This is a genomic window from Rhodococcus sp. PvR044, from assembly GCF_040548995.1.
In the GTDB taxonomy this organism is placed as follows: Bacteria; Actinomycetota; Actinomycetes; order Mycobacteriales; family Mycobacteriaceae; genus Rhodococcus_G; species Rhodococcus_G oryzae.
The window spans coordinates 1-11,250 of sequence record NZ_JBEPSX010000011.1 but is presented as its reverse complement, the minus strand read 5'-3'; the positions used below and the strand labels follow the sequence as shown (position 1 = coordinate 11,250).

General features: G+C 69.2%; 8 protein-coding genes. 5 read left to right on the top strand and 3 right to left on the bottom strand.

The genetic code is table 11. The features are described from left to right. Positions 1 to 3: 3 nt before the first annotated feature. The 3 genes from ABIC28_RS21930 to ABIC28_RS21920 all read right to left on the bottom strand — a co-directional run bounded on the left by ABIC28_RS21930 (position 4) and on the right by ABIC28_RS21920 (position 3,939). Positions 4 to 1,299, bottom strand: coding sequence for an adenosylmethionine--8-amino-7-oxononanoate transaminase (locus ABIC28_RS21930; RefSeq protein WP_354580862.1), 1,296 nt, complete (start codon positions 1,297 to 1,299; stop codon positions 4 to 6). 27 nt (positions 1,300 to 1,326) lie between these two features. Next, the gene (locus ABIC28_RS21925; RefSeq protein WP_354580860.1) at positions 1,327 to 2,577 is read right to left on the bottom strand and encodes a cytochrome P450; all 1,251 of its coding nucleotides are present in this window, start codon (positions 2,575 to 2,577) and stop codon (positions 1,327 to 1,329) included. Positions 2,578 to 2,700: 123 nt separating this feature from the next. After that, complete coding sequence (locus tag ABIC28_RS21920) at positions 2,701 to 3,939, bottom strand: PucR family transcriptional regulator (protein WP_245220956.1); 1,239 nt, start codon at positions 3,937 to 3,939, stop codon at positions 2,701 to 2,703. A 167-nt stretch (positions 3,940 to 4,106) separates the two neighbouring features. On the opposite strand from ABIC28_RS21920, the gene glgX reads away from it, so the two are divergent. From glgX to ABIC28_RS21895, 5 genes are all read left to right on the top strand, one after another. Further along, positions 4,107 to 6,242 (top strand): glycogen debranching protein GlgX, encoded by a 2,136-nt coding sequence (gene glgX / locus ABIC28_RS21915; RefSeq protein WP_097214345.1) that lies wholly within the window; start codon positions 4,107 to 4,109, stop codon positions 6,240 to 6,242. A gap of 2 nt (positions 6,243 to 6,244) precedes the next feature. After that, entirely contained in the window at positions 6,245 to 8,554 is a 2,310-nt protein-coding gene (gene treY, locus ABIC28_RS21910) for a malto-oligosyltrehalose synthase (RefSeq protein ID WP_097214359.1), read from the top strand. 103 nt (positions 8,555 to 8,657) lie between these two features. Beyond that, positions 8,658 to 9,467 carry a mycofactocin-coupled SDR family oxidoreductase gene (locus ABIC28_RS21905; RefSeq protein ID WP_097214346.1) on the top strand — a complete coding sequence of 270 codons (810 nt, stop codon included), beginning with the start codon at positions 8,658 to 8,660 and terminating at the stop codon, positions 9,465 to 9,467. Positions 9,468 to 9,552: 85 nt separating this feature from the next. Continuing rightward, positions 9,553 to 10,137 carry a DinB family protein gene (locus ABIC28_RS21900; RefSeq protein ID WP_209926619.1) on the top strand — a complete coding sequence of 195 codons (585 nt, stop codon included), beginning with the start codon at positions 9,553 to 9,555 and terminating at the stop codon, positions 10,135 to 10,137. Positions 10,138 to 10,183: 46 nt separating this feature from the next. Next, on the top strand, positions 10,184 to 11,250 hold a 1,067-nt coding region (locus ABIC28_RS21895; RefSeq protein ID WP_354580856.1), incomplete at its 3' end, for a DUF222 domain-containing protein.

Sequence of the window (11,250 nt, the reverse complement as noted above, 5' to 3'; positions counted from 1 at the left end):
TGATCACTCCCCCGGCACAGTCGCCCTTGCCGCCGCCACCATCCCCGCCGCGATCGCCGCGACCTCCTCGGGGGTGCAGATGTACGGCGGCATCGCATAGATCAGTTTTCCGAACGGCCGCAGCCACACGCCCGCGGCCACCGCCGCGTCGGTGGTGAGCCGCATGTCCACCGGCCGCTCCATCTCGATCACGCCGATCCCGCCGAGCACCCGCACGTCCGCCACACCGGGCAGGTCCCGGGCAGGCTCCAGCCCGGCCGCCAGCCCGGCACCGAGCGCTGCCACCTCACCGCGCCAGTCCCTCGAGAGCAGCAGTTCGACCGCCGCGACGGCGACCGCGCAGGCGAGCGGGTTCCCCATGAACGTCGGGCCGTGCATCAGCCCACCGGCCTCCCCCTCGCTGATCGCCGCCGCGACCGCGGTGCTGCACAGCGCGGCGGCGAGGGTCATGTATCCCCCGGTCAACGCCTTGCCGACGCACATGATGTCGGGTGCGACACCGGCATGGTCGGCCGCGAACAGAGCCCCGGTGCGGCCGAACCCGGTGGCGATCTCGTCGAACACCAGGAGCAACTCGTGTTCGTCCGCGAGGCGACGCAACTCGCTCAGGTAGCGCGGATCGTGGAAGCGCATGCCGCCCGCGCCCTGCACGACGGGCTCGACGATGATCGCGGCCAGTTCGTCCCGGTGCTCGATCAGGATCCGCTCGAACTCGGCGACATAGGCCGGGTCGAACTCGCTCGGCGGGATCGGTGCGAACACCTGCCGGGTCAGCACGTCCGTCCACAGCGAGTGCATGCCGCCGTCCGGGTCGCACACGCTCATCGGCGCGAAGGTGTCGCCGTGGTAGCCGCCGCGCCAGGTCAGCAGCCGATTCTTCGCGGGCCGGCCGAGCGCCCGCTGATGCTGCAGGCACATCTTCACGGCGACCTCGACGGACACAGACCCCGAGTCGGCGAGGAACACCTTGTCCAGCCCCGCCGGGGTGATCTCGACGAGCAGCTCCGCAAGCCGGGCGGCCGGCTCGTGGGTGAGGCCGCCGAACATGACGTGGCTCATCCGTCCGAGCTGGGCGGTCGCGGCGGCGTCGAGCACCGGGTTGCGATACCCGTGCACGGCCGCCCACCACGAGCTCATCCCGTCGATCAGCTCCGTGCCGTCGGCCAGCGTCAACCGGACCCCGCTCGCACTGTCGACCACCAACGCGCTGGTGGACGCCGGAAACGCGCCGTACGGATGCCAGAGGTGCTCGGCGTCGATGTGGGAGATCTGATCTGCGGACAGCGGGGCTCGGGACACACCAGGACCCTAGCGAGCCGCCTCGCGCTACCCGTGCCGGACCGGGCAGCCGCCCTGATAGTCCACCTGAAGCTCCTTGATCCCGTTGATCCACCCGGACCTCAGCCGGCGCGGATCGCCGATCCTGCTCAGGTCCGACATGTGGTCCGCGATCGCGTCGAACATGATCCCCACCTCCATGCGGGCGAGATTCGCGCCGACGCAGTAGTGGGCGCCGGTGCCACCGAAGCTCAGGTGCGGATTGTCGGCCCTGGTGATGTCGAAGTCCATCGGGTTCTCGAAGACGTCCTCGTCGAAGTTCGCCGACGCGTAGAACATCACCACCCGGTCGCCCGCCGCGATCGCCTGGCCACCGAGCACGGTGTCACCGAGGGCGGTCCGCTGGAAGGCAGTCACCGGTGTCGCCCAGCGGATGATCTCGTCGACGGCGGTCGCCGGCCGCTCCCGCTTGTACAACTCCCACTGGTCCGGGTGGTCGAGGAACGCCATGATCCCGTGCGTGATCGCGTTGCGCGTCGTCTCGTTGCCCGCGACGGCGAGGATCAGCACGAAGAAGCCGAACTCCTCGGAGGTGAGCGCCTCACCGTCCACATCCGCCTCGACGAGGGTCGTCAGCAGATCGCCTGCCGGACACTGCTTGCGCTGCTCGGCCATCAGGTACGAGTACCCCAACAGCTCCGTCGTGGCGGTGACCGACGCCGACGCGAACTCCGGATCGTCGTATCCCATCATCTGATTCGACCAGTCGAAGATCCTGCCGCGATCATCCTGCGGGACACCGATCAGCTCGGCGATCGCCTGCAGTGGGAGTTCGGAGGCCACCTGCGTCACGAAATCGCCCGTGCCGCCTGCCGCGGCCTGCTTCACGATCGATTCCGCGCGCGCCTGCAACGCCGGGCGCAGGTCCGCGATCGAGCGCGGGGTGAAGGCCCGGGAGATCAGCTTCCTGAGCTTGGTGTGCTCGGGCGCATCCTTGTTGAGCAAGAGGTTCCGCAGCATCTCGATCGTCTCGCGCGGGGTGCCATCGGCGAACCTGGGGATCGCCGAGTTCTGCCAGGTGGAGTAGACGGCGCCATTGCGCGACACCTCCTTGACGTCGGCGTGCTTGGTGACGGCCCAGTACCCACCGTCACCGAAGCCGCCCTTGTCCGGCGACTGAGGGCTCCACCAGACCGGCGCGGTCCTGCGGAGGTCCGCGAACTCCTCGGCCGGCAGCCGGTCTGCGTACACGGCGGGATCGGTGAGGTCGAAACCGTCCGGGATGTTCGGTGTGCGCACTGCAATCTCCTCGTCCTCGGGTGAGTGTCATGACGAGCGTCACACGGCGAAAAGGGCTAGTGCTTGGCAGATTTCGCCAAGGTCATCACCGTGATTTGTGTGACCCGCACACCGGGATCCCGATCACCGGCCGAAGGTGTCGAAGCACTCCAACGCCAGCTCCAGCGGCAGGCGGTTCGACGCCAGGTCCCGGCCGAGGACCTCCTCGACCCGCTGGATCCGGTAGCGAACGGTGTTCTTGTGCACGCCGAGCCGTCGCGCCGCGGCCTCGTGGTTTCCCCAGCAGGACAGGACCGCGCGGACGGTGTCGCGCAGGCGCTCGGACGCGGCGTCGTCCCCAAGCATGCCCCGCAGCTCACGTTCGACGAGCGCGGACCGAGCAGCGGGATCCTGCGATACCAGGGACACGACCTCCACGTCGCGGTATCGGGTGAGCGTGCGGCGTTGCCTGCCGTTCTCTGCGATCGACCGGGCGGCCCGCGCCTCGCGATGACTGCTCCGGAATCCGTCGACCCCGGCGCCCTCGCCACCGACCGCGATCCGGACTCCTGCCGGGACCAGCGCGGCGTGCTGTGGATCGGTACCGAGACGATCCCCGTCGACCATCCAGGCCCACAGTCCCCTGGCGCCGGACGGTACGCAGAGCAGGTCGGTGGCGGATACCGCCCTGGCCAGCCGGAGAACGATCGGCTCGAGGTCGGCGACGGGGTCGAATCCCGGCGCCGCGTCCTCCGCCCACACGATGAGGGCGGTGTGCGACCGGTGTAGCGGGTACGCCATCCGAGCGGATGCGTGAGCGACGTCGACGGTGGTGCCGTCCAGGATCTCCCGGACCGTGCCGATGCGCTGCGAGAACGCACCTCGAAGCAGGCTCTCCCGCTCGCGGGTATACGTCGTGTTGAGCTCCTCGAGCATCGTGTTCATCAACTCGCTGGTCTGCTCCCACATCATCGTCATCAGCGCCACCGCGAAGTCGCTCGGCAGATCCTGCTGGGCGACGAAGTCGGTGGCGAACCCGAGCACGGCGCGATGGCAGGCGTGGTCGAACTGGGACAGCACCCGGAGTTCGAGGCCGCGGCGGGCGATGGTCCGGGCGAGCGCGTGGCACTCACCCGAGACGGTCGGCGTCGCGCGGGCACCGTCGACCGGGATCTCCGTGCCGAGGAACACCCGGAACTGGCTCCGGATCGCGACCTTGAGGTCGCGCTGCAGCTCCGCGTCCGCCGCCAGCTCGGGGACGTCCGCGCAGATCGACGAGTCGAGCCGGTCGATGAACCCCTCGAAATCGGCGCGACTGAACGTCGAGCTCACGTACTCGCGCATCCACCGAGCTGCGGACCCCGGACTGTCGATCGACCCCATGCGGACATTGTGTGCAGATCGCACAATCCTTCGACGTCGTATGGCATGAATGTTCAAACAGACACGGATGAATTGTGCGAATCGCACATATCCAGTGAGGGTGCCCCTGTGCCGCGGGACCGCGACGTCGACAGGAGGGCTCGCTCGGCGCGGGCTAGGGTCGAGTCATGGCACACACGGAGAGCCCGGCCATCGCGGTGTGGCCGGGCAGCGCCTATCCGCTCGGCGCGACCTACGACGGCGCGGGGACCAACTTCTCGCTGTTCTCCGAGGTGGCCAACGCGGTCGAGCTCTGCCTGATCGCCAAGGACGGCACCGAGACCCGGGTACCGCTCGAGGAGGTCGACGGCTTCGTCTGGCACGCCTATCTGCCCGCGATCGCACCCGGACAGCGCTACGGCTTTCGCGTACACGGCCCGCACGACCCCGACGCCGGTCAGCGCTGCGACCCGGGCAAGTTGCTGCTGGACCCATATGGCAAGGCGTTCGACGGCGCGTTCGTCCCCCAAGCACTTCGTGCAGGGGGTGCCCCCAGCGATCCAGCTCTGTACACGTTCGGCTCGGACTCGCTGGGACACACCATGACCACCGTGGTGATCAACCCGTTCTTCGACTGGGCGTCCGATCGTGCGCCCCGTCGGCCGTACCACGACACGCTGATCTACGAGGCGCACGTCAAGGGGATGACGGCCACCCATCCCGCTGTGCCGGAGGAGCTTCGGGGCACCTACGCCGGTCTCGCGCATCCCGCGATCATCGACCACCTGCGCGGCCTCGGGGTCACCGCGATCGAGTTGATGCCCGTGCACCAGTTCATGCACGACCAGACCCTGATCGATCTCGGACTGCGTAACTACTGGGGCTACAACACCTTCGGATTCCTGGCCCCGCACGCCGACTACGCCGCATCCACCAAGGCGGGCGGCGCGGTCACCGAGTTCAAGGCGATGGTGCGGGCGTATCACGAGGCGGGCATCGAGGTGATCCTGGACGTGGTCTACAACCACACCGCCGAGGGCAACCACCTGGGCCCGACGATCAACTTCCGCGGCATCGACAACGCCGCGTACTACCGCCTCGTCGAGGGCGACCTCGCGCACTACATGGACTACACGGGCACCGGCAACAGCCTCAATGCCCGGCACCCGCACACCCTGCAGCTGATCATGGATTCGTTGCGGTACTGGGTGACCGAGATGCACGTGGACGGGTTCCGCTTCGACCTGGCGTCCACCCTCGCCCGCGAACTGCACGACGTGGACCGGCTGTCCGCGTTCTTCGACCTGGTGCAACAGGACCCCATCGTCAGCCAGGTCAAGTTGATCGCCGAGCCGTGGGACGTCGGCGAGGGTGGCTACCAGGTGGGCAACTTCCCGGGACTGTGGACCGAATGGAACGGCAAGTACCGCGACACCGTCCGCGATTACTGGCGAGGCGAACCGTCGACCCTCGGCGAGTTCGCCTCCCGCCTGACCGGCTCGTCGGACCTGTACGAGGCCACCGGCCGCAGGCCGAGTGCCAGCATCAATTTCGTCACCGCGCACGACGGCTTCACCCTCGCGGACCTGGTGTCCTACAACGAGAAGCACAACCAGGCGAACGGCGAGGACAACAACGACGGCGAGAGCCACAACCGATCCTGGAACTGCGGGGTGGAGGGTCCGACGGACGACCCCGAGATCCTCTCGCTGCGGGCCCGCCAGCAGCGCAACCTGCTGGCCACCCTGATGCTCAGCCAGGGCACCCCGATGCTCGCGCACGGCGACGAGATGGGCCGGACCCAGCACGGCAACAACAATGTGTACTGCCAGGATTCACCGCTCGCCTGGATGGACTGGTCACTGGCCGAGACGAACGCGGACCTTGTCGAGTTCACCCGCAACGTGATCGCCCTGCGCGCCGCACATCCGGTGTTCCGCCGCAGGCGGTTCCTCGAGGGCGGCCCGATCCGGTCCGGCGAGCAGATCCGCGACATCGCCTGGCTGACACCGGCGGGCGAGGAGATGACCACGGAGGATTGGGGTAGCAGCTTCGGCCGCTCGCTCGCGGTGTACCTCGACGGCGAGGGCATCCAGGAGCCCGATCAGCGCGGCAGGCGCGTGGTCGACGACTCGTTCCTGTTGTGTTTCAACGCCCATGACGAGGCGCTCGAGTTCACCATCCCCGACGACGGCGACGGCGCGCACTGGGCGGTCGCGCTCGACACCGCCACCGGCACCGGACTCGTGGACGCGGTCGTCGGCGGCGGCGGGACGATGAAGGTGGCGCCGCGGTCGGTGGTCGTGCTGCGCTCGGTTCCGTGACCGTGCCGGCGATCACCGGGACGTACCGGCTGCAGCTGCGCGGGGACGCGTTCACCCTCGACGACGCCAGGCGGTTGGCGGACTACCTCGACGATCTCGGCGTCTCCCACCTGTACCTGTCCCCCGTCCTGACCGCGGCCGCGGGGTCGACCCACGGCTACGACGTGACCGACCCGGCTTCGGTGTCACCCGCGCTCGGGGGCCGGGAATCCCTTGTGGCGTTGGCGTCCGAGCTGCGCGGCCGGGGCATGGGGCTGATCGTGGACCTGGTGCCCAACCACGTCGGAGTGGCCGACCCGAGGCAGAACCGCTGGTGGTGGGACGTACTGAAGCACGGCGCCGGGTCCGATTACGCGTCGTTCTTCGACATCGACTGGGCCCAGGGACGATTCGCGGTGCCGGTGCTCGGCGACGACGAACCACTCACGGTCGACCGCACCGGCCCGGAGCCCATGCTCGCCTACTACGACCACCGCTTCCCGATCGCGCCGGGAACCGATGGCGCCGACGCGACGGCAGTGCACTCGCGGCAGGCCTACGAGCTGGTCGACTGGCGCAGCGGCCGTGTCGGCTACCGGCGGTTCTTCACCGTCAACGAGCTGGCCGCGTTGCGCCAGGAGAACCAGGAGGTGTTCGAGGCGAGCCACCGCGAGCTCCGGACCTGGGTGTCGGACGGCCTCGTCGACGGGGTGCGGATCGATCACCCCGACGGGCTCACGGACCCGGCCGGCTACCTGCGCCGCCTGCGGGAGCTGCTCGGAGCGGACCGGTGGCTGGTGATCGAGAAGATCCTGGCCCCCGGCGAACCCCTCGACCCCGCGCTCCCGGTGGACGGCACCACCGGCTACGACGCGCTCGGCGAGCTGACCGGGGTGTTCCTCGACCAGTCGGGCGAACGGGAGCTGACGGACCTGCACCTGCAACGCACGGGCGACCGCGGCGACGCCGAATCGCTGCGGCGGTCCGAGCGCGAACTCAAGCGCGAGGTGCTGCGCGGCGCGCTGGCCCCGGAGGTCCGCCGCGTGGTCGGCGCGATCCGGCGCGACTCCCCCACCGACGTCGAATCCGAGGCACTGACATCGGCCGTGGTGGAGACCGTCGCGCGGGTCCCCTACTACCGCACCGACTACGGCCCGACGTCGGGTGCGCTCGGCGAGGCGATCGGCGTGGTGGCCGCGGAGCATCCGGAGCTCGCCGGGGCGTTGTCGGCGCTGTCCGCGGCGGATCGCGCGGAGGGCGACGCGGCGGCGCGGCTGCAGCAGGTGTGCGGCGCCGCGATGGCCAAGGCCGTCGAGGACCGCCTGTTCTACCGGACCGCACGGTTGATCTCCGCGCAGGAGGTGGGCGGCGACCCGGGCAAGTTCGGTGTGTCGGTCGCGCAGTTCCACCTCGCGCAGGCCCGGCGGGCTCGGGACTGGCCTGCCGCGATGACCACCCTCTCCACCCACGACACCAAGCGGGGCGAGGATGTGAGGGCCCGGATCGGCGTGCTGTCGCAGGCGTCGGGGCTGTGGTCCCGCTCGGTGCGCGCCTGGGAGGAGCTCACCCCGAGCCCGGACCCCGCCACCGGACTTTTCCTGTGGCAGTCGATGTTCGGGGTATGGCCGGTCGTCGGGAACCCGGACGCCACGGTGCGCGAGCGGCTGCACGCGTACGCGACGAAGTCCGTGCGGGAATCCGGCGTCCGGACGTCCTGGGAGCGCGTCGACGCGACCTTCGAGTCGCGGATGCACGCGTGGATCGACGACGCGATCGACGGTCCGGTTGCGGCATCGATGTCGGATCTGGTCCGAACCCTCGCGCCGCACGGCCGGGTCGACTCCCTCGGGCAGAAGCTGCTGCAGTTGGCCGGGCCGGGCATCCCGGACGTGTACCAGGGCACCGAATTGTGGGAGGACTCGCTGGTCGACCCGGACAACAGGCGGCCGGTGGACTTCGGCGTGCGGCGGCTGCTGGCGGCCGACCTGCGTCCGGTGTCGGCTGTCGATGCGGTCGCGAAACTGACGGTGACCCGGGCGGCGCTGCGCCTGCGGCGCGAACGCCCGTCGAGCTTCGTCGGTGGCGCCTACGCACCGGTGACCGCCGACGGTGCGGCGTCCGCCCATCTGGTCGGGTTCCTTCGCGGCGAGGACGTGATCGCGGTGGCCACCCGGCACAGCCTCGCGCTGTCCCAGCGGGGGTGGCGCGGAACCTCGGTTGCGCTGCCGCCCGGCACCTGGACCGACCGACTGAACGGGCACGTGTTCACCGGCACGGTTCCAGCCGAGGAGTTGCTCAGCCAACTGCCGGTCGCACTGCTCGCCCGCGGCTGACCAGCGCTCCGTCCACTGACCGGGACGATTCGGCACACGATGACAGAATTTCGCCTAACGTGATCTGTAACACGTTCACACCGCACGCGGGAGGCTCACAGCAATGGCGAATCGGTTCGAGGGCAAGGTCGCATTCATCACCGGCGCAGCGCGCGGTCAGGGCCGGGCGGAGGCGGTCAAGTTCGCGCAGGGCGGCGCCGACATCATCGCGCTCGATGCGTGCATCGACTTCGACTCGACGCCCTACGCGGGCGCCACCGAGGAGGACCTCGCCGAGACCGTCCGCCTGGTCGAGGAGCAGGGCCGCAAGATCGTCGCCACCAAGGCCGACGTCCGCGACTTCGCCGCCGTCACAGCCGCGCTCGACGCCGGCGTCGAGGCCTTCGGCCGCCTGGACTACGTGGTCGCCAATGCCGGCATCTGCTCGGCCGCACTGTCCTGGGAGATCACCCCGGAACAGTGGCAGGAGACCATCGACGTCAACCTGACCGGCGTCTTCTTCACCTGCAAGGCCGCCATCCCGAAGCTGATCGAGCAGGGCGAGGGCGGCTCCATCGTCGTCACGAGCTCGGTCTCCAGCCTCAAGGGCGCACCGTTCTTCGGACACTACGTCGCCAGCAAGGCCGGCATCGCCGGACTGACCCGGACCATGGCCAACGAGCTGGGCATGCACAGGATCCGCGTCAACAGCGTGCACCCCTACGGCGTCGCCACCGGCATGGTCATGTCCGACGTGCTCCCGCTCATGGAGCGCTTCGCCGAGACGCTCGCCCCCGCATTCATCCCGTCGCTGCCCGACGGATTCAGCCAGCCCGAGGACGTGGCGAACGTCGTCGCCTTCCTCTGCTCCGACGAGGCGCACCACATCACCGGCATCAACATGCCGATCGACCTGGGCAACGCCGCGCGCTGACCCGACCACTCCAACGAACCGCCGACCGGGTGATCCCGGCCGGCGGTTCGTCTTTGCAACGGGAATCCGGCGATAGGCTGCCGTCGTGACCCCGCAAGAGGCATACAAGTCCGACCTGATCGATCGGCTTCAGGTGCTGCGCGAAACGGTGCTGTGGAAGCTGGACGGCCTCACCGAGTACGACCTACGACGCCCCCTGACACCGACCGGCACGAATCTCCTCGGGCTCGTCAAGCACCTGGCAGCCTGCGAATTCGGCTATTTCGGTTACGTTTTCGGCCGCCCGGCCCCGATCGAGCTGCCATGGGACGTACCCGGCGCCCAAGAGAATGCCGACCTGTGGGCCACGCCCGATGAATCGACGGACTTCATCGTGGACGGCCTCTACCGACGCTCCTGGGATCACGCCGGGCAGACCTTCCACGCGCTCGACCTGGACGCGCCGGGCTCCGTGCCCGGATGGCCCGAACCGCGCGTCACCCTGCACCAGATCCTGGTGCACATGAACATCGAAACGGCCCGGCACGCCGGGCATGCCGACATCGTCCGCGAGATGATCGACGGCACCGCGGGCATGACCGAGGACAACGACAACTTGCCCCACGCTACCGCCGAACTCCGTCGCGCCCACTTCGAGCGAGTCCAGGCCGCCGCCGAGACGTTCCTCTGAACTGAAGTCGGTTTCTTGTCGGACCCCCCGGCGTAGAATCGAATGTATGTTCGAGAACGGTGGCGGGGTCGGTGAGGTGAGGTCCGGTGTGGAGGCGGAGGCCGCCTCGTTGCTGGCCGATGTCGCCGCCCTCGACGAGGTCGTTAGGTCGTGTCGGGCGGAGAATCGGTTCGCGGCGCGGAAGGTGTTGGCGGCGGGTCGGTTCTGGGAGTCGTGGATCGAGCGCGATGTCCGGTTGGGGTCGGGTGACATCGTGGACTGTGGCAACGGTGCGGTCGCCGAGTTGGCGGTGCGGATGGGCTGCTCGAAGACGGTCGCGGAGTCTCACGCCTCACTGGGGATGGACCTGCGGTTGCGGCTGCCCCTGGCGCGTGCCGCATTCGAATCCGGTGAGTTGGATCTGCCTCGGGTGCGGGCGATCAGTCGCGAGACGACGGGGCTGAAGCCGGAGACGGTGGCCGCGTTGGAGCCGGGGATCGTGGCGGCGGCGCGGCAGCTGACGCCGGGCCCACTCGCCGGGGAGATCGGCCGGCTCGTCTCGGAGTTCTCGGCGGAGGAGGCGGCCGCGCAGCGGGAAACCGCACAGGAGTTGGGGCGCCGCATCGTCAAGCGTTCCCGCGGCACCATGTCCACCATCGAGGTGAATGTGTCGCCGGAGGAGGCCGAGCAGGTGATGCAATTGGTCGCCGAGTTCGCGGCCACGGTCTGTCCGCATGACAAGCGCGGCAAGCGGTGCCGGTTGGTGGATGCGGTGTTGGCGATGATGCATGGCGAGCCGTATCTGCGGTGCAGCTGCGACCGCACTGACTGCGCGCAGGCGGGCCGGGCCGCGTTGCCGGGGCGGCGGGCGCCGCTGACGCAGGTCACCATGGACGTCGCGACGTTGGTGGGGCTGTTGTCCGAACCGGCGTATCTGCACGGGCATGGGCTGATCGACCCGGAGCTGGCCCGCAGGCTGGCGGCGGACGGGACGTGGCAGGCACTGCTCATCGAGGCATTGAACCTGGCGGAAGAGCTGGGGCTGGTCACCCATCGGGAGGACGACGGGACCGACAACGGCAACCACGGCGCCGCCGACTGCGACGGGGCCCACGACTCCGACGACCGACCGAC